15 protein-coding genes are annotated in these 18,397 nt (G+C 65.9%); 11 read left to right on the top strand and 4 right to left on the bottom strand.

The features are described from left to right. Positions 1-344: 344 nt before the first annotated feature. The 11 genes from QMX83_RS06925 to QMX83_RS06975 all read left to right on the top strand — a co-directional run bounded on the left by QMX83_RS06925 (position 345) and on the right by QMX83_RS06975 (position 13,732). Positions 345-533, top strand: coding sequence for a hypothetical protein (locus tag QMX83_RS06925; RefSeq protein WP_282295883.1), 189 nt, complete (start codon positions 345-347; stop codon positions 531-533). Between the two features lie 38 nt (positions 534-571). Beyond that, positions 572-2,764 (top strand): methyl-accepting chemotaxis protein, encoded by a 2,193-nt coding sequence (locus tag QMX83_RS06930; protein WP_282295884.1) that lies wholly within the window; start codon positions 572-574, stop codon positions 2,762-2,764. Between the two features lie 85 nt (positions 2,765-2,849). Then, entirely contained in the window at positions 2,850-3,626 is a 777-nt protein-coding gene (locus QMX83_RS06935; protein ID WP_282295885.1) for a flagellar brake protein, read from the top strand. Positions 3,627-3,739: 113 nt separating this feature from the next. Continuing rightward, positions 3,740-4,231: a chemotaxis protein CheW gene (locus QMX83_RS06940; RefSeq protein ID WP_282295886.1), complete on the top strand. Its 492-nt coding sequence runs from the start codon at positions 3,740-3,742 to the stop codon at positions 4,229-4,231. A 143-nt stretch (positions 4,232-4,374) separates the two neighbouring features. After that, positions 4,375-4,755: a hypothetical protein gene (locus QMX83_RS06945; RefSeq protein ID WP_282295887.1), complete on the top strand. Its 381-nt coding sequence runs from the start codon at positions 4,375-4,377 to the stop codon at positions 4,753-4,755. Between the two features lie 91 nt (positions 4,756-4,846). Beyond that, entirely contained in the window at positions 4,847-7,210 is a 2,364-nt protein-coding gene (locus tag QMX83_RS06950) for a methyl-accepting chemotaxis protein (protein ID WP_282295888.1), read from the top strand. A 244-nt stretch (positions 7,211-7,454) separates the two neighbouring features. Continuing rightward, positions 7,455-9,725 carry a methyl-accepting chemotaxis protein gene (locus tag QMX83_RS06955; RefSeq protein WP_282295889.1) on the top strand — a complete coding sequence of 757 codons (2,271 nt, stop codon included), beginning with the start codon at positions 7,455-7,457 and terminating at the stop codon, positions 9,723-9,725. Positions 9,726-9,790: 65 nt separating this feature from the next. Further along, entirely contained in the window at positions 9,791-10,657 is an 867-nt protein-coding gene (locus QMX83_RS06960) for a CheR family methyltransferase (protein ID WP_282295890.1), read from the top strand. Beyond that, on the top strand, positions 10,654-11,250 hold the full coding sequence (gene cheD / locus QMX83_RS06965; RefSeq protein WP_282295892.1) for a chemoreceptor glutamine deamidase CheD: 597 nt from the start codon (positions 10,654-10,656) through the stop codon (positions 11,248-11,250). Before QMX83_RS06960 ends, cheD begins: the two co-directional genes overlap by 4 nt. Next, complete coding sequence (locus QMX83_RS06970; RefSeq protein WP_282295893.1) at positions 11,247-12,314, top strand: chemotaxis response regulator protein-glutamate methylesterase; 1,068 nt, start codon at positions 11,247-11,249, stop codon at positions 12,312-12,314. The genes cheD and QMX83_RS06970 overlap by 4 nt, the downstream gene beginning before the upstream one ends. Before the next feature lie 74 nt (positions 12,315-12,388). Beyond that, a complete protein-coding gene (locus tag QMX83_RS06975) occupies positions 12,389-13,732 on the top strand; it encodes a hypothetical protein (RefSeq protein ID WP_282295894.1) in 1,344 nt (447 codons plus the stop codon). Between the two features lie 54 nt (positions 13,733-13,786). Here the strand turns inward: QMX83_RS06975 and QMX83_RS06980 are convergent, their stop codons facing one another. From QMX83_RS06980 to dctA, 4 genes are all read right to left on the bottom strand, one after another. Continuing rightward, entirely contained in the window at positions 13,787-14,674 is an 888-nt protein-coding gene (locus tag QMX83_RS06980; RefSeq protein ID WP_282295895.1) for an amidohydrolase family protein, read from the bottom strand. Then, a complete protein-coding gene (locus QMX83_RS06985) occupies positions 14,674-15,696 on the bottom strand; it encodes an amidohydrolase family protein (protein ID WP_282295896.1) in 1,023 nt (340 codons plus the stop codon). The genes QMX83_RS06980 and QMX83_RS06985 overlap by 1 nt, the downstream gene beginning before the upstream one ends. A gap of 23 nt (positions 15,697-15,719) precedes the next feature. Continuing rightward, on the bottom strand, positions 15,720-17,003 hold the full coding sequence (locus tag QMX83_RS06990) for a carbohydrate porin (RefSeq protein WP_282295897.1): 1,284 nt from the start codon (positions 17,001-17,003) through the stop codon (positions 15,720-15,722). An 80-nt stretch (positions 17,004-17,083) separates the two neighbouring features. Beyond that, entirely contained in the window at positions 17,084-18,397 is a 1,314-nt protein-coding gene (gene dctA, locus QMX83_RS06995; RefSeq protein WP_282295898.1) for a C4-dicarboxylate transporter DctA, read from the bottom strand.

An 18,397-nucleotide genomic window follows, 5' to 3' on the forward strand; every position in this document is an offset into this window, starting at 1 on the left:
CGTCCGGTCGCCGCGTCGACGGCCGCGCCGGCCGCCGCGCGTGCGGCTGCACCCGCGCGCGGTCGGGCCCCGGCACTTGCACGCAAGGCCGCCACCCGTGAGCCCGTGCTGGCCAGCGAAGGGGATTGGCAGGAATTCTGATCGCCCCGCGCCATCAGGCTTAACAAGCACCCACAGACACCCCGCTTCGGCGGGGTGTTCTGTTTCTCCCATCCAAAATGTGCCGCGTGTCACATATTGGAAACAAATCCGGCAGATATCGGCATAACAGACGCTGAATAGGATCAAGTCCATACCGCTGCGCGCCGTTAAGAAGGGACTCACGCGGCCTGGGAGGGCGACGCATGGCGGCACCCGCATCGCTTAAGACCCCGTCCCGTTCGGCCACGGGTGCCCGGGCCATCACCGGGGTCGCCGCGCTTGCCCTCTGGCTGGGCTGGGTGATTCCCCTGCTGTACCGCACCGCGCCCTCCGCCGACCCGGCGCTGGGCCTGCCACCCGCTGTCTGCTCGCCCATCGACACGCGTCGATGACGTTCCCCTCGCCGCTCATGCCCCAAGGAGTCGTCCGCATGTCCGCATCCCACCCCACCGCCAGTGCACTGGTCGGTCACGAGAACGTGCCCTACCTGCAGGCCCTTGCCGCCGAGGCGGATCGCCTGTTCCTCGCGGTCACCGCGCTGCTCACCACGATCTCGCTGGTCCTGGCCTGGCGCAATGGCGTGTGGACGCCGGCATTGGCGATCAGCCTGCCCAGCCTCGGTCTGGTCGCATTGCAGACCCACCTGCTGCCCGGCACCCGGCTGTCGCGCTGCACCGTTGCCTTGGTGTGGATGGTGCTGGCCGCCACCCTCATCCATCAGACCCACGGCATGCTCGAGACCCACTTCGGGGTGATCGTGCTGATCGCGCTGCTGCTGTACTACCGCGACTGGCTGCCGATCGTGGTCGCCGCCGGCGCAATTGCCGTGCATCACGTGCTGTTCTTCGTGCTGCAGAGCCGCGGCATGGACCTGCCGGTGTTCGCCGCTGGCAGCGGCTTTGGCGTGGTGCTGCTGCATGCCGCCTATGTGGTGGTGGAGACCGCCCTGCTCTGCGCGATGGCGGTGCAGATGCGCCGCCAGCTGCTGTTGCTGGGGCACGACCCGCGTGATCTGGCCCGGCTGGCGCGCGGCGTTGCCAATGATCAGCCGCTGCCGGATGACCTCCACGAAGCGCAGTTCCCCGCCGACTCCCTCGCCCGCGCCATGGTCCACAGCAGCCACCAGCTGCTCGCCCGGCGCGAACAGGAACAGGCGGGGCTGGACGAGATGCTGCGGATACGCGCCGCACTGAACGACGTCACCACCAACGTGATGATCGCCGATGCCGAGCGCAACATCGTCTACGTCAACCGCCCGCTGCAGCGCATGCTCGCCGCCGCCGAGTCGGACCTGCGCCGCGACCTGCCGCAGTTCAGCGCCGCCGACCTGGTCGGCCGCAACATCGACATCTTCCACCGCCACCCCGAACACCAGGCACGGCTGCTGGAAACCCTGAAGAGCACCCACCGCGCGCAGATCCGCGTGGGCGGCCGGGTCATGCAGCTGATCGTCAACCCGATCACCGCCGCTGACGGCAGCCGCCAGGGCTTCGTGGTGGAATGGGCCGACCGCACGCTGGAAGTACAGGTGGAAGAAGAGCTGGGCCGCATCGTCGAAGCCGCCGCTGCAGGCGACTTCAGCGGCCGCGTGGTCACCGAGGGCAAGCAGGGCTTCTTCCTGCAGCTGGCGCAGCGCCTCAACGCGCTGCTGGACGCCAACGCGGGCAGCATCGAGCAGGTCTCGCTGTTGCTGGCGGCATTGTCGCGTGGCGACCTCACCGCACAGATGCAGGGTGATTTCCACGGCGTGTTCGCCCGCATCCAGGACGACGCCAACGCCACCATCACCCAGCTGACCGACATCGTCGGCCGCATTCAAAGCGCGTCCAACAACCTCAACCAGGCCGCCGGCGAGATGGCGCACGGCAACGCCCACCTGGCCAGCCGCACCGAGCAGCAGGCGGCCAGCCTGGAAGAAACCGCGGCGACCATGGAAGAGCTCACCTCCACGGTGCGCCAGAACGCGGAACATGCACGCCAGGCCAACCGCCTGGCCAGCGAAGCGGCCGATGTCGCCGCCCAGGGCGGCACGGTGGTCGGCGAAGTGATCGACACCATGAGCGCGATCGAAGCCGCCTCCCGCCGCATCGGCGACATCATCACCGTGATTGACGGCATTGCCTTCCAGACCAACATCCTCGCCCTCAACGCCGCGGTGGAAGCCGCCCGCGCCGGCGAGCAGGGCCGTGGCTTCGCGGTGGTCGCCACCGAAGTGCGCACCCTGGCCCAGCGCTCGGCCGATGCCGCCCGGGAGATCAAGGGACTGATTGCCGATTCGGTCGACAAGGTCGCGCACGGCGCACAGCTGGTGAACCGTGCCGGCCAGACCATGGGAGGCATCGTCACCGCGGTGGGCCAGGTCAACACCATCATGGGGGAGATCTCCGCCGCCTCGCAGGAACAGTCCACCGGCATCGAGCAGGTCAACCAGAGCATCGCGCAGATGGACGCGGGCACGCGCCAGAACGCGGCCCTGGTCGAGGCCTCGCGCCAGGCCACGCAGGGCATGGAAGAACAGGCCGGCACCCTGGCCGATGCCGTGGCCCGCTTCCACCTGCACGATCCCGCCAGTCCGCAGGCGGTCATGCAGCGGGTCCGCCAGATTGCGGATGCGTCACCTTGAGACGCTTTTTGGCCAGATTCACCCTACAGAAGTGTGACCGGCTGCCGATAAATGCAGGGAGTCCCGGTAGCACCCAGCAGAATCCATGTCCGTAGGCAGCCTTGACGAACACGACACCGCCCATGCCGTCGGCGACGACGGCACGGATGATCGTTTCCTCGTCCGCAACCCACGCCAGATCCGGCAGCTGCTGCAGGCCCTGATCGACCAGCGCTCGCTGATCAACGCGCACCTGGACGGTCGCGACCAGTCCTTCCCGACGGCCATCCTGGAGCTGGACGAGGACGAGGACTGGCTGCTGCTCGATGGCAGCCCGTCGCCGGCGGCCAATCGTGCCGCCGAAGAGGCCGGCCACCTGCTCTGCTTCGCCCAGCTGGACCGGGTGATGGTGCGGTTCCGCATCGACCACCTGGAACGTACCGGCGACCATCGCCACATCGGCTTCCGCGCGCCCTTCCCGAGCGAGCTTGTGCACCTGCAGCGTCGGGAGCTGTACCGGCTGGAAACCCCGATCACCGATTCGCCGCACCTGCTGTTCCCGGTCAACGAGGAGCGCAGCGAAGCCCTGCACCTGCGCGTGGTCGACATCAGCGCCGGCGGCCTGGCGGTCACCGTCCCGGCCAGCTGCAACGCCTTCGGCCTGCAGAAGCGCTACGACGCCCGTCTCGACATGCCCGACAGCGGCCCCCTGCAGGTCTCGCTGATCATCTGCAACCAGCTGACCATCAAGATGGCCAACGGCACCGAGACCAAGCGCATCGGCATGCGCTTCGACGGCCTCCCGCGCGGTGGCGACAGCGCCATCCAGCGCTACATCTTCCGCATCGACCGCCAGCGCAGCGCTCGCAAGAACGGCGATTGAGGGTCTGCGCCAATCGCGACAGACCCTGACGCTAAAGTCACAAAGATCCAGGCCGATATCCAGCGTGACACCCGGTTTCTCTCGACCGCCACGCCCGACCCAGGATCCTCCCGATGAACGACAGCAACAAGAATGCCGCCAGCAGCGGCGGCGAATTCCTCAGCTTCACCCTCGGTGCCGAGCACTACGGCGTGGACATCCTCAAGGTCCAGGAAATCCGTGGCTACGACTCGGTCACCCGCGTCCCCGATGCCCCCGACTACATCAAGGGTGTCATCAACCTGCGCGGCACCATCGTTCCGGTCATCGACCTGCGCCTCAAGCTGCGCCTGGAAGACGCCCGCTATGACGCCTTCACCGTGATGATCGTGCTCAACGTCGAAGACCGCGTCGTCGGCATCGTCGTGGACAGCGTGTCCGACGTGATCCCGCTCAACGCCGACCAGATCCGCCCCACCCCCGAGTTCGGTGCCGCGGTCGATACCCGCTTCATTTCGGGCATCGGCACCCAGGACGATCGCATGCTCATCCTGCTCGACATCGAAACCCTGCTCGACAGCGCCGACATGGGCCAGGCCCAGCACCTGGAAGATGCGGCCGCTTGACGCACCACCGTGAAGAATTGTGATGAACAGCACACATTCTCACTTCAGTTGTGTCGCGATTGGCCGATAGCTCGTGTCAGGACCTTGAGCCGTGGGCATTCCACGGCCGGGCCAACCATCCAAATCCCCCGGAGTATCTCCCGATGAAGTCTCTGCTTGCCGTGTTCTCGGTCGCCGTGCTGGCCACCACCGCCGCTCCCGTCTCCGCCCAGTCCGCCATGATCCCGCCGGAGCTGGCTCCGCGCTCGGTCGGCAAGGACGGCATGGTCTGCGGCAAGGTCGAAAAGGCCCGCTACGCTGAAGGTTCCGAAGGTCAGCCGACCTTCCTGTACATGGGCGGTGCCTTCCCGCGCCACACCTTCTCGGCCCGCATCGCCGGTGCCAACCGCGGCAAGTTCAACTTCCCGCTGGAAACCCTGGAAGGCAAGACCGTCTGCGTCATCGGCACCATCCAGCGTGATGCCTCGCGCGCCGAAATCGAAGTCAGCGGTCCGTCCGGCCTGAAGCTGGCCGACATCAAGTAATCCCGTACGCCCTGCCACGCCGGCACTGGCCGGCGTGGTCGCTGCAACCGGGACACGCCCGGACGCGTTTGCCACTGGAGAGTGCACCACCATGCAATGGATCAATAACCTCAAACTGATGCCGAAGCTCATGCTTACGTTCGGCGTCCTGCTGCTGGTGATGCTGCTTCAGGGCATCGTCGCGTACCGCGGCCTGCACTCCCTCAACAATGTCACCACCGAACTGGCCGGCAACCGGATGGAAAGCATCCGCATGGCCGGCGAAATGCGTGGCATGCTCGGCGAGTACCGCAACTCGGCCTACCAGGGCCTGATCCGCGCCAGCGACGACGTCAAGGCCGAGGCCAAGACCCGCGCCGCCGACCTGCGCACCAAGATTGATGCGTCGATGAAGAAGTACCCCGAACTCATCGACGGCCCCCAGCAGAAGAAGCTCTACGACGCCTTCGCCAAAGAATGGAAGGACTCGCTGGCCTCCTACGACGCCGTCACCGAAATGCTGGAGCTGGACCTGCCCGACGACGCCGTCGACACCTTCGTCGGTGAAACCCGCGCCAAGCACCAGAAGGCGTCGGCCGCGCTCGAAGCGCTGATTGCCGAAGACAACCGCCTCGCCCGCGCCTCGCGCGAAGAAGCCGCCTCCACCTACGCCGCCTCGGCCACCCTGACCGTCATCGCCCTGCTCGGCGGTGCCGCTGCCGGCCTGGTGCTGGTGTGGTTGTTTGCCCGTTCGCTGGTCGGCAGCGTGCGCGGTGCCGTCTCGGTCGCCAACGAAGTCGCGGGCGGCAAGCTCGACGGCCATATCGACGTCACCCGCAAGGACGAAGTCGGCGACCTGCTGCAGGCCATGCAGCGCATGCAGCGCGACCTGCGTGAGCGCACCGAGACCGAGCAGGCCGTTGCCCGCGAGAACCTGCGCATCCGCACCGCGCTGGATTACAGCTCGACCGGCGTCTACCTGACCGACGACACCCTCAACATCGTCTACGCCAACCGCGCCCTGGAACAGACCCTGTCCCAGTACCAGGACGAACTGCGCAAAGACCTGCCGGCATTCGACGCCAGCCAGAGCCTGGTCGGCCGTCCGCTGACCGTGCTGGAGCACAACGGCGAGACCGACCCGACCCTGCTTGCCAACCTGAAGCAGAACGGCGTGGCCCGTCGCGCCATGCAGTTCGGCGACGCCCAGTTTGCCCAGGTGGTGTCGGTCATCCGCAACGACGACGGCCACACTGTTGGCCACGTGGTGGAATGGCGCGACCGCACCCCGGAAGCACTGGTGGAAGCCGAAGTGGCCCGCGTCATCGCCCAGGCCGCCGCCGGCGACCTCAGCGGCCGCATCGCCGCCGAAGGCAAGGACGGCTTCTTCCTGCAGCTGGCCCAGCAGATCAACGGCCTGCTCGACGCCAACGCCAGCAGCATCGAACAGATCTCCAGCCTGCTGACCGCACTGTCGCAGGGCGACCTGACCGCACGCATGCACGGCGACTTCCACGGCGTGTTCGCCACCATGCGTGACGACGCCAACGCCACCGCCGAACAGCTCAGCGGCATCGTCACCCGCATCAAGCAGAGCAGCCAGGCCATCAGCCAGGCCGCCAGCGAGATCGCCACCGGCAACAGCGACCTGTCGCGCCGCACCGAACAGCAGGCTGCCAATCTGGAAGAGACCGCCGCTTCGATGGAGGAACTCACCTCCACCGTGCGCCAGAACGCCGAGCATGCCCGCCAGGCCAACCAGCTCGCCATTGGCGCGCACACCGTCGCCTCGCAGGGCGGTGAAGTGGTCGGCCAGGTGGTGACCACCATGAGCGCGATCCAGACCAGCTCGAAGAAGATCGCCGAGATCATCTCGGTCATCGACGGCATCGCCTTCCAGACCAACATCCTGGCGCTCAACGCAGCGGTCGAAGCCGCCCGTGCCGGCGAACAGGGCCGCGGCTTCGCCGTCGTGGCTTCGGAAGTGCGCACCCTGGCCCAGCGTTCGGCGGGTGCCGCCAAGGAGATCAAGGGCCTGATCGACGACTCCGTCGGCAAGGTCAATGACGGCTCGGCGCTGGTGCACAAGGCCGGCCAGACCATGGGCGAGATCGTGGCCTCGGTGCAGCGCGTGACCGACATCATGTCCGAGATCTCCGCCGCCTCGCAGGAACAGTCGGCCGGTATCGAACAGGTCAACCAGACCGTCGTGCAGATGGACGAAACCACCCAGCAGAACGCCGCGCTGGTGGAAGAAGCCACCGCCGCCGCCCGTTCGATGGAAGAACAGGCCGGCCACCTCAGCGATGCCGTGTCGATCTTCAAACTGGAAGACCAGGTGGTCGTCGCCGCTGCCCCGGTGCGCGCCACGCGTCCGGTCGCTGTGGCCACGCCCGCCCCGGCTCCGGCCCGCAAGGCACCGGCGCGTGCCGTCGCCGCCGCCGAATTGGCCGAAGGCGACTGGCAGGAGTTCTAAAGCGCCGTAGGTGCCACGCCCTGCGTGGCACGAAACGCAACGGAAACAACACGCCCCGATGCCTGCGCATCGGGGCGTTCTTCTTTTCAAACCTGAATGCACTCAGGTTCCAGTTCTCAATTCAAAAGGCCACTGGCCGATATCTCCTTTGCCTCGGCACGTTCGTCGACGTAGGCCTTCATGGCCATCGCCACCACTCCAGGCATAGCAGCCGCTTGCCCTCCGACTGTAAAGATCCTCTCCCATGACCTTGCTCAGCCGCTGGAACCAGTTTTTCTCCAACCTCTCCGTCCGCAACAAGCTCAACCTGTTGACTCTGCTGATCGCCATCGGCGTGATCGCGCTGGCCGTGGTCGCCGCGCGCAAGCAGTATCTCGACCTGTACGAGACCCGCAAGGAGAGCCTGAAAACCCAGGTGGAAATCACCTTCGGGATCATGGACCACTACAAGGCGCTGGCCGACAAAGGCGAGCTGACCGAAGAGGCGGCGAAGGAAAACGCCATGAAGGCGGTCGACGCCATGCGCGCCGACGGTGGCAGTGCCTACTACAACATCCTCACCACCGATTACGTGCTGCACGTGCATCCGTTCCAGCCCAAGCGCGTGGGCCAGATGGTCAAGGACTACAAGTCCGCCGACGGCGTTGCGCTGTACCAGCTGCAGGTTGACGACGCGGTCAACAACGGCAGCGGCTACACCTACTACTCCACCACCAAGCCCGGTGCCGAAGGTCTGATTCCAAAGGCCACCTTTGCCTCCATGTACAAGCCGTGGCAGTGGGTCGTCACCAGCGGCGTCTACATGGACGACGTGCAGAACGACGCCCTCGCCTTCACCGCCGTGATGACGGCCACCGGCGGTGCGCTGGTGCTCATCGTGCTGGCACTGAGCTGGATCATCGGCAACCGCATCACCGGTCCGCTGCGCCAGGCCACCGGCGTGGCCGAAAGCATCGCCAGCGGCAAGCTCGACAGCCGCATCGGTGCACAGGCACAGGACGAACCCGGCCGCCTGCTGGAAAGCATGGGTCGCATGCAGCAGCAGCTGCACGCGGTGATCACCGCACAGCGCGAGATGGCCTCGCAGCACGACGCCGGCCAGACCCGCTACCGCATGGACGAAACCGCCTTCCCGGGCGAGTACGGCCTGATGGTGCATGAAACCAACGCACTGGTCGGCGCGCACGTGCAGACCATGCAGGACGTGTTGTCGGTGGTGCAGCGTTATGCCGTCGGTGACCTCAGCATCGATGCACCGCGCTACCCCGGCGACAAGGCCGCGATCAGCAACACCATGGACACGGTGAAGCAGAACCTGTCCAGCATCAATGCGGAAATCAAGCGGCTGGGCGGCGCAGCGGCGGCTGGCGACTTCAGCCAGCGCGGTGACGAAGCCCGCTTCGACCACGACTTCCGCCAGATGATCGCCAGCCTCAACGCGATGATGCAGGTCAGCGATGACAACCTGGGCAAGCTCTCGCAGCTGCTCTCGGCCATCGCCGAAGGCGACCTCACCGCGCGCATGCACGGCGACTACCAGGGCGTGTTCGCGACCATGCGCGACGACGCCAACGCCACCGTGGCCCAGCTGACCCAGATCGTCGGCCAGATCCAGGCCTCCGCCAGCAGCATCAACCTGGCCGCAGGCGAGATCTCCACCGGCAACAGCGACCTGTCGCGCCGCACCGAACAGCAGGCCGCCAACCTGGAAGAGACCGCCGCTTCGATGGAGGAACTCACCTCCACCGTGCGCCAGAACGCCGAGCACGCCCGCCAGGCCAACCAGCTGGCCATCGGCGCGCACACCGTTGCCTCGCAGGGCGGTGAAGTGGTCGGACAGGTGGTCACCACCATGAGCACGATCGAGTCGAGCTCGCGGCGCATTGCCGAGATCATCTCGGTCATCGACGGCATCGCCTTCCAGACCAACATCCTGGCGCTGAACGCCGCCGTTGAAGCGGCCCGTGCCGGCGAACAGGGCCGCGGCTTCGCCGTGGTCGCCTCCGAAGTGCGCACCCTGGCTCAGCGCTCCGCAGCCGCCGCCAAGGAGATCAAGGGCCTGATCGACGACTCCGTGGCCAGCGTGGCCGACGGTTCGGCGCTGGTGAACAAGGCCGGCAGCACCATGGGCGAGATCGTTGCCTCGGTGCAGCGCGTCACCGACATCATGGCCGAGATCTCCGCGGCCTCGCAGGAACAGTCGGCCGGTATCGAGCAGGTCAACCAGACCGTCGTGCAGATGGACGAAACCACCCAGCAGAACGCCGCGCTGGTGGAAGAAGCCACCGCCGCCGCGCGCTCGATGGAAGAACAGGCCACCCAGCTGGCCGACGCGGTTGCCATCTTCCGCCTCGACAACCAGGTCGCTGCGGCGGTCAGCGCCGTCGCCGCACGTGTCGCACCGGTCAGCCCGGCCGCGCCGCGCCTGAAGCCGGTGGCCAGCGCGCCCAAGCCGGCCGCCAAGCCGCTGCCTCGCACCTCCGGTGCCGACGAAGGCGACTGGCAGGAGTTCTAACCCCTGACGTAGAGCCGGGCTCTGCCCGGCTGCTTCACCCGAAGTCGCAGCCCCCTCATTGATGGATGTCGCCCGTGACCACGCCTTCCGCTCCTGCTTCCGCCAACAGCCGTGAATTCGACTTCGGCGACCGCGACTTCCGCCGCATCTGCGACCTGATCTACCAGCGCGTCGGCATTTCGCTGGCACCGGCCAAGCGCGACATGGTCTACGGCCGGCTCTCGCGCCGGCTGCGCGCGTTGGGCATGCGCAGCTTCGAGGACTACCTCAACCAGCTTGAAGCGCATGGCGGCGACGAGTGGCAGGCGTTCACCAACGCGCTCACCACCAACCTGACCGCCTTCTTCCGCGAGCCGCATCACTTCGAGAAGCTCAACGAAGAGCTGCGCGCCCGCGCCGGTCACGGCACGCTGCAGCTGTGGTCGTGCGCGGCCTCCACCGGCGAGGAGCCCTACTCCATGGCGATCACCGCCTGCGAGGCATTCGGCACCCTGAAGCCGCCGGTACGCATCCTGGCCACCGACGTGGACACCCAGGTGCTGGCCACCGCCAGCCGCGGCGTCTATGCCCTGGACCGGGTCAACGGCCTGGACCTGGCATTGAAGAAGCGCTATTTCCAGCGCGGCAGCGGCCCGAATGAAGGCCAGTGCCGGGTCATTCCGGCCCTGCGCGAACTGATCGAATTCCGCCCGCTCAACCTGCTGGCACCGCGCTATGACGTCGGCGGTCCCTACGACGCCCTGTTCTGCCGCAACGTGATGATCTATTTCGACAAGCCCACCCAGCGCGGCATCCTGTCGCGGTTGATCCAGCACATGGGCGATGACGGCCTGCTCTACACCGGGCACTCGGAGAACTACCTGCACGCCGCCGACCTGATCCAGCCGTGCGGGCGCACCCTGTACAAGCGCAACCCCGGAGCCCCGGCATGAACCAGGCCGTGCGCAACGACGACGTGATGCGCTATTTCGACAGTCGCTTCAAGGTGACCGCCGCCAAGCTGCTGCCGACCCAGTATCTGGTGGTGGACGACGACACCGCGCTGACCACTACCTTGGGCTCGTGCGTGGCCGCCTGCCTGCGCGATCCGGTGCTGAAAATCGGTGGCATGAACCACTTCCTGCTGCCCGAAGGCAATGTCGGTGACGGCGCGCCCGCGCGTTATGGCAGCTATGCGATGGAACTGCTGATCAACGACCTGCTCAAGCGGGGCGCGCACCGCAAGCGCCTGGAGGCCAAGGTGTTTGGCGGAGCCAATGTGCTCAAGGGCTTCACCAGCAACCCGGTGGGCACGCGCAACGCCGAGTTCGTGCGCCAGTACCTGCAGGCCGAACACATTCCCGTGCTGGCCGAAGACTTATGCGGCATCCACCCACGGAAGGTCTGGTTCTTCGCCGACAGCGGGCGCGTGGTCGTGCAGCGCCTGCCGCACGCGCACGAAGCCGAGGTGGCCGCCACCGAATCGGCCGTGCGTGCACGCCTGTCCAAGGCCCCGGTCACCGGTGGCGTGGAGCTGTTCGAATGATCACCGGAGCCCCTTGTCGTGTACTGATCGTCGACGACTCCGCCGTGGTCCGGCAGATGCTGAGCGAGATTCTCGCCAGCGACCCCGGCATCGAGGTCGTCGGCACGGCCGCCGATCCGCTGCTGGCGCGCGAGAAAATCAAGCGTCTGGCTCCGGACGTGATCACCCTGGACGTGGAAATGCCGCGCATGGATGGTCTGGCGTTCCTGGAAAACCTGATGCGCCTGCATCCGTTGCCGGTGGTGATGATTTCCTCACTGACCGAGCGCGGTGCGGATACCACCCTGCAGGCGCTGTCGCTGGGTGCGGTCGATTTCGTGTCCAAACCGAAATTCGACGTCGCCCGCGGCCTGCAGGATTACGCCGAAGAAATCATCACCAAGGTCAAGACCGCGGCGCGTTCGCGGGTCCGCACCCTGTCACGCCCGGTGGTGCCGCAGGTCCGTCTGGACCCGGCCAGTGCGCCCAAGCCCCGCTCGATCCAGTTCCGTACCACCGATCGCCTCATCGCGATCGGTGCGTCGGCGGGCGGCACCGAAGCGCTTCGTGTCGTGCTGGAAGGCATGCCGGCCGATGCCCCGGCAGTGGTGCTCACCCAGCATCTGCCGGCCACCTTCAGTACGGCGTTTGCCGAGCGCTTGGACCGCCATTCGGCCATGTCCGTGCGCGAGGCGACCGACGGTGAAGCCGTGCTGGCCGGCCATGCCTACCTGCCGCCCGGTGGCAAGCACCTGCGCATCATCCGCGACGGTGCGCGCTGGCGGTGCCGGATCGACGACGGTCCTGCCGTGAACCGGCACAAGCCGGCGGTGGATGTGCTGTTCCGCTCGGTGGCCGAAAGTGCCGGTGCCAACGCCATCGGGGCCATCCTGACCGGCATGGGCGACGACGGCGCACGCGGTCTGCTGGAGTTGAAGAACGCCGGCGCCCCCACCCTGGTGCAGGACGAAGCCACCAGCGTGGTTTGGGGCATGCCGGGCGCGGCCTTCAAGCTGGGTGCTGCAGAAGAGCAGCTACCGCTGGAGCGGATTGCCGAGCGCTTGATGGCACTGGCCCGCAGCTGAGATTTCCCCCGCCGGGCAGAGCCCGGTTTCACCTGCCGGGCAATGCCCGGCACATCTCACATGGAGCAACACTCGTGAGCATTTCGCGTTCCACCCTCGCCACCGCCTTGATCGGCGGTCTGCTGCTTTCCGCCGCTGTTTCGGCCCATACCGCCCCCGCCGACGCCGCCGTCGAACCGACGCCGGCCGAACCGCCCGCCGCTGAACTCACCACTGCTGCCCCGGCCGAACCGGCCGAGCCGCCTGCCAAGGCGCGCGTGCGCATCTTTGGTGCCAACGGTCAGGGCATCACCATGTACACCAATGCGGCCTGCTACAGCGAGTACGACAGCAAGGTGGAAGTGGTGCGCTCCGGCGCACGGGCCATTGGCAGCCTGTTTGGTGGTGCGCCCGACAACATCACCCTGGGCATCCCGGAAACCGACAGCGTGCGCAACATGAAGAGCGTGCTGTTCTCCAAGCCGAATTACCAGGAATATGCCGTCGAAGGCGGCCAGCCCCTGATCTTCACCGCACGCATCGAGAACACCAACGACTACCGGTGCGACGGCGACCTGAGCCTGCACTTCGTGGCCCAGCCGGGCCAGGACTATGAGGTGCAGATGAGCCTGGCCGGTGGCCGTTGCCTGTTCAACGCGCGTCAGGTGAGCAGCGACGGGACATCGAGGCCGCAGCCGACCCGCTCGGTGCCGCGCGAATGCCCGGTGGCCGATGAAGAAGAAGCAGCAACAGCGATCGACCCGGAAAGCAATCTGGACGCACCAGCGGCTGCGGCGGCCGTCGATCCCGATGCCCCGCCCGCACCGCCGCGTGATTGGAAGAACGTGGTGCGGCTGAGCGCCGGCATCGGCCCCGGTGCCAACGGCAACCGTGAGGGCGATCCGGTCCTGCGACTGGTGCGCCGCTCGGACACCGGCAAGGTCGCCGCATTGAAGGCCGGCCAGCTCGCGCTGTCGCTGCTTGGCGGTGGGAATGTCCGCGGGTTCTCCAAGAACAATCTGCGCGGCGAGGACATCACGTCGGTCGCCAGCCCGTCACACGGTGCCATCCTGCTGGCGCTCAACGCGCGTCTGGACGCGTACTTCGCCGCCCATCCCAACACCGTTCCGTACGACATGCAGATCGTGCAGGCTCGCGCCGGCCAGTGGTCGCTGACCTACCAGAAGCTGTCCGATGGCGATGCCCCGTATCTGCTCGAACACGATGCGTCGATCAGTTTCATCACTGCCACGGGCATCACCTCGCAGACCGTCTACTGCCGCGACGAACCGCACATGGCCTCGCTGGAAGAATGGCAGGCCGACGACTATGCCAAGGTCAAGGCCGTCGCCAGTGAAATGGCCGAGCGCTGCGTCGCGCAGTATGCGGAGAAGCTGCCCACGCTGTTCCCGGAGCTGGCCGTCGCTGCGGAAACCTGATCGATCAGGAATCCTGGTAGGCCCGACGGTTGCGTCGGGCCCGCCCTGCCCGCATTACGCCCAGTACAGGCGCATCGGGTTGTCTACCAGCAGTCTGCGTTGCAGCTCTGCAGTCACCGCAATCTTCGGAATAACGTCCACCAGCTGACCATCGTCAGGCATGTGCGACTTGAGATTCGGGTGCGGCCAGTCCGTTCCCCACAGCACCCGGTCCGGGAACTGCTCCACCAGGTGGCGCGCAAAGGGCACAACGTCGTCGTATCCAGGCGGCCCCTCCTGCGACAGGCGTTCGGGGCAGCTGACCTTGGTCCATACATTGCCGTGTTCGCGCATCAGCCGCACGAAGCGCTGGAACTCCGGCCCGTCCACTGGTTGACTCACATCCGGCCGGCCCATGTGGTCCACGACCACGGTGGTCGGCAACGAAGTGAAGAAGTCCCAGCGCTCGGCCAGGTCAGCCGCCTCGAAATACACGACCACGTGCCAGCCCAGCGGTGCGATCCGATCAATGATGGCGCGGTAGTAGGCGTCCGGCTTGGGGTCCACCAACCGTCGTACGAAGTTGAAGCGCACTCCCCTTACGCCTGCCGCGTGCAACTCCGCCAGCTCGGCGTCACTCACGGTGTCACGAACGGTCGCCACGCCGCGCGCCAGCCCATCCGCGCTGTGCAGCGCATCCACCAGTGCCCGGTTGTCCGCACCATGACACGTCGCCTGGACGATCACGTTGCGCGAAAAACCGAGGTGATCACGCAACGCGAACAGCTGCGCCTTGCTGGCATCGCACGGGGTGTATTTGCGCTCGGGCGCATACGGAAACACCTCACCCGGGCCGAACACGTGGCAATGCGCATCCACCGCGCCGGGCGGCGGCACGAACCGTGGGCGGCTGGGATGCGCACAGAAGTCCAACCAGTCCGCATCCTTCTGGAATTTCGTCATTACACCCCCCTCGCCTTCAACTGCGCGTCCAGGCGTGGATACACACGACGCGCATTGCCTGACAGTATCTTGGCCCGGTCCTGCGCGGACAATCCCAACGCCTCAACGTAGCGCAGCGTGTCGTCGAAGTAATGGCCGGTTTCCGGGTCGATGCCACGCACCGCCCCCACCATTTCCGAGCCGAACAGGATGTTGTCGATGTCGATCACCTTGAACAGCAGGTCGATTCCCGGCTGATGGTAAACGCAGGTGTCGAAAAATACGTTCTTCATGACATGCTCGTTCAAGGGAGGCTTGCCGAGCATGTCGGCCAGGCCGCGGAATCGGCCCCAGTGGTAAGGCACCGCTCCACCGCCATGCGGGATGATGAAGCGCAGGTCGGGGAAGTCACGGAACAGGTCCCCTTGCAGGAACTGCATGAATGCGGTGGTATCGGCGTTGAGATAGTGCGCCCCCGTCGCATGGAAGTTGGCATTGCAGCTGCCGGATACGTGCACCATTGCCGGCACGTCCAGTTCCACCATCTTCTCAAAGAACGGATACCAGGCACGGTCGGTCAGCGGCACGCCGGTCCAGTGCCCACCCGAGGGGTCAGGGTTGAGGTTACAGCCGACAAAACCCAGCTCGTTGACACAGCGCTCAAGCTCGGCAATCGAATGGGCGATCGGCACGCCAGGGGACTGCGGCAGCTGGCAGACCCCGATGAAGGTCTCCGGATACAGCCCGACAACGCGGGCAATGAGGTCGTTGCAGTGCCGCGTCCATTCCGCGCTTACCCGCTCGTCGCCGACGTGATGGGCCATGGTGCTGGCGCGAGGCGAGAAGATCGTCATGTCCGCGCCGCGCTCGCGCAGCAGGCGCAGCTGATTGTGCTCCACGCTGGCGCGGAGCTCGTCGTCGCTGATCTTCGGGTAAACCGGCGGCGGCAGTGTCGGGTCGTTGAAGTGGGCCACCTGCTGTTTGCGGAACGCGTCGTGGCTGGCGGGAGCGGTCGTGTAGTGACCGTGGCAGTCGATGATCATGGATAGGCCTCGTGGGGGAGGAATCACCAGCCGAACAGCTGGGCGAAGTGCACGTCCACGCGCAGCCCGACAATAAGCGCGTCAGGAATGTCAGTGGTGCGGGTGGGCGCGTAGATGGGGTCTGGATTGACGACATACTGCAGGTTGGGCATCAGCCGAATGCCCTTGTGCACCGCCCAGCCATAGCTCAGCTCGGCAATGATCTCGTCGGCATTCGGGGCACCCCGGCCGCCGTTGCGGGCACGGCGGTCGCGCAGGAAGGCGATCTGCTCGTCGCTGAAGTGCGTGTTGGACACAAACATCGCCAGGGTGTCCTGGTCGCGACCGGCGAAGGTCCCGGTCTTCACGAAACCTGCCGAGACAAACTGGTCCACCGGCGCTTCGTTGCCGGTGTTGACGTAGGCGCGGGCGAACAGCGCCAGGTTGCGTTTACCCTCTCCACGCCAGACGGTCTGGTCGGCCATTGCATACCAGCCACTGCGCGCGCCATCCTGCAGGGCCGTGGGCCGGCCGGACAGCGCTGCGGAATTGCCGTTGGCATCGTAGTACGAGCTCTTGCCGCCATCACTGTTGCGGTACATGCCGAGCCGATAGGTGCGCGGCAGGCGGTCATTGGCGAAGCTGGTCTGGTAGCCGGCCTCGTAGGCGGTGATCGTGCCTGTGCCGTCGCCCCATGAGAAGTCCAGTCCATTCTTGCCGGATGCGTTCAATGCGTTGTTGTAGTCAAACGCACCGCCCTGCACGTACCAGCGATCATCCACGTCGTAGCGCACAATGCCTGCCCACGACGAATTGGGATACGCTGTGATGCCGAGGTCGGTGATTGCACCGTACGGCGTCAGGCACATCGCATTGCTCATGAACACGCAGTTGAGCGGCGAATTGTTGAAGTAGCTGTTTACTGGCGCGCGCCCGGCGGTGATGCTCAATCCATTGTCGAAGCGGTGGCGCACGGTCAGCCGGGTCAGGCGGCCACCGGCCACCGGCCGCCAGGTCTGCTGGGCGCTGATCGAGTTGCCGATCTTCTCGCGTGCCAGGTTGCGCCCGGCGAACCACGCCCACTGTGCGTCCACATCGGTGTTGTGAAGTCCAAACAGCGCGTCAAGGTCGAATTTCGACTGGGCCATGATCCAGTACGAACCCTCGGTGCCCTGCTCGACGCCGCCGACAGGATTGGTCGCCACGTTGCCGACGAAGTCCAGGGTGAGATCGACGCCCTTCGGCAGCGTTCCTGCACTGGCCGTGCTGGACGCGGCCAGCGCCGTACCGAGCAGCAGTGCGAGAGTGTTGAGTTGAATGGTGGGCATGCGAACTCCGTTCCCGCGCCCATGGCAGCGGGTTCAATGCAATCTTCAGATGAGCGTCGCGGCCTGCGCGACGCAGCCGGTCATACGTGCTGAGCGCCGAGATGACGCTGGCGCGCGCGGCGGGTTCCGATCTGCGCGGCCATCACCTTCTCGTCCAGCTTGCCTTCCCACTTGGCGATCACCAGTACCGCAATCGCGTTGCCGACCAGGTTCACGAAGGTCAGCCCTTCGGCCAGAATGCGATGAATGCCCAGGATCAGTGCGATGCTGGCCACCGGAATCGTGCCCGTCGTGCCCAGCGTGGCCGCCAGCACCACAAAGGCGGCACCGGCCACGCCGGCCGCGCCTTTGGACGTGAGCAGCAGCACCGCGATGAGCCCCAGCTGATGCCACACGGTCAGCTCGGTGTTGGTCGCCTGGGCCAGGAACAGCGCCACCGTGGTCAGATACAGACAAGTACCATCGAGGTTGAACGAATAGCCGGCCGGAATCACGAAACCGACCACGCTCTCTTCGCAACCCAGCTTCTTCATCTTCTCGATCAGGCGCGGCAGCACGGTTTCGGTCGAGGTCGTGGCGGCCACGATCACGATCTCATCGCGCAGGTAGCCCAGCAGCCGCCACAGGCTGGCACCGGTCCACCAGCACACCGCACCGAGCACGAACACGGTGAAAGCGGCGCAGACCACGAAGAACTCGATGATCAGCTCGCCCAGAGACAGCAGCGAACCGGCCCCGAACTGGCCCACGGTGAAGGCGATCGCGCCAAAGGCACCGATCGGCGCGAAGTACATGATGTAACCGATGATCTTGAACAGGGCACTGGAGGTGCCTTCGATGACCTTCATCACCGGCGCGCCACGCTCGCCCACCGCCGCCAGCGCCACCCCGAACAGCACCGCCACAAACAGCACCTGCAGCACGTGGGCTTCAGTGAACGCACTGACCAGCGTATTGGGAATGATCGCCATGACGTAGGACACGATCGACTGGTCATGCGCGGTGTGCACATAGCCCTGAATGCTGGCCATGTCGATGGTCGCCGGATCGATGTTCATGCCCGCACCGGGCTTCCACAGATCGACCGCCACCAGGCCGACGATCAGCGCCAGGATGGTGATCACCTCGAAGTAGATCAGCGACTTCAGTGCCAGCCGACCGACGCTGCGCATATCGCGCATGCCGGCGATACCGTGCACCACGGTCACGAAGATGATCGGGCCGATCATCATCCGGATCAGCTTGATGAACGCATCGCCGAAGGGCTTCATCGCCGAACCCCAGTCCGGCTGCAGCCAACCCAGTACCACGCCAATCACGGTGCCGGCCAGCACCTGGAACCATAGCTGGCCAAAGACGCCGAAGCGGCCCTGCCGCTTCTCCACAACAGTCAT

Source organism: Stenotrophomonas sp. PS02289 (assembly GCF_029960115.1).
Taxonomy (GTDB): Bacteria; Pseudomonadota; Gammaproteobacteria; order Xanthomonadales; family Xanthomonadaceae; genus Stenotrophomonas.

Coding starts and splice junctions, on each gene's coding strand:
- QMX83_RS06955 (WP_282295889.1), top strand. CDS start 7,455: ATGACCTTGCTCAGCCGCTGGAACCAGTTTTTCTCCAACCTCTCCGTC.
- QMX83_RS06925 (WP_282295883.1), top strand. CDS start 345: ATGGCGGCACCCGCATCGCTTAAGACCCCGTCCCGTTCGGCCACGGGT.
- QMX83_RS06930 (WP_282295884.1), top strand. CDS start 572: ATGTCCGCATCCCACCCCACCGCCAGTGCACTGGTCGGTCACGAGAAC.
- QMX83_RS06945 (WP_282295887.1), top strand. CDS start 4,375: ATGAAGTCTCTGCTTGCCGTGTTCTCGGTCGCCGTGCTGGCCACCACC.
- dctA (WP_282295898.1), bottom strand. CDS start 18,397: ATGACTGTTGTGGAGAAGCGGCAGGGCCGCTTCGGCGTCTTTGGCCAG.
- cheD (WP_282295892.1), top strand. CDS start 10,654: ATGAACCAGGCCGTGCGCAACGACGACGTGATGCGCTATTTCGACAGT.
- QMX83_RS06980 (WP_282295895.1), bottom strand. CDS start 14,674: ATGACGAAATTCCAGAAGGATGCGGACTGGTTGGACTTCTGTGCGCAT.
- QMX83_RS06935 (WP_282295885.1), top strand. CDS start 2,850: ATGTCCGTAGGCAGCCTTGACGAACACGACACCGCCCATGCCGTCGGC.
- QMX83_RS06950 (WP_282295888.1), top strand. CDS start 4,847: ATGCAATGGATCAATAACCTCAAACTGATGCCGAAGCTCATGCTTACG.
- QMX83_RS06970 (WP_282295893.1), top strand. CDS start 11,247: ATGATCACCGGAGCCCCTTGTCGTGTACTGATCGTCGACGACTCCGCC.
- QMX83_RS06940 (WP_282295886.1), top strand. CDS start 3,740: ATGAACGACAGCAACAAGAATGCCGCCAGCAGCGGCGGCGAATTCCTC.
- QMX83_RS06985 (WP_282295896.1), bottom strand. CDS start 15,696: ATGATCATCGACTGCCACGGTCACTACACGACCGCTCCCGCCAGCCAC.
- QMX83_RS06960 (WP_282295890.1), top strand. CDS start 9,791: ATGTCGCCCGTGACCACGCCTTCCGCTCCTGCTTCCGCCAACAGCCGT.
- QMX83_RS06990 (WP_282295897.1), bottom strand. CDS start 17,003: ATGCCCACCATTCAACTCAACACTCTCGCACTGCTGCTCGGTACGGCG.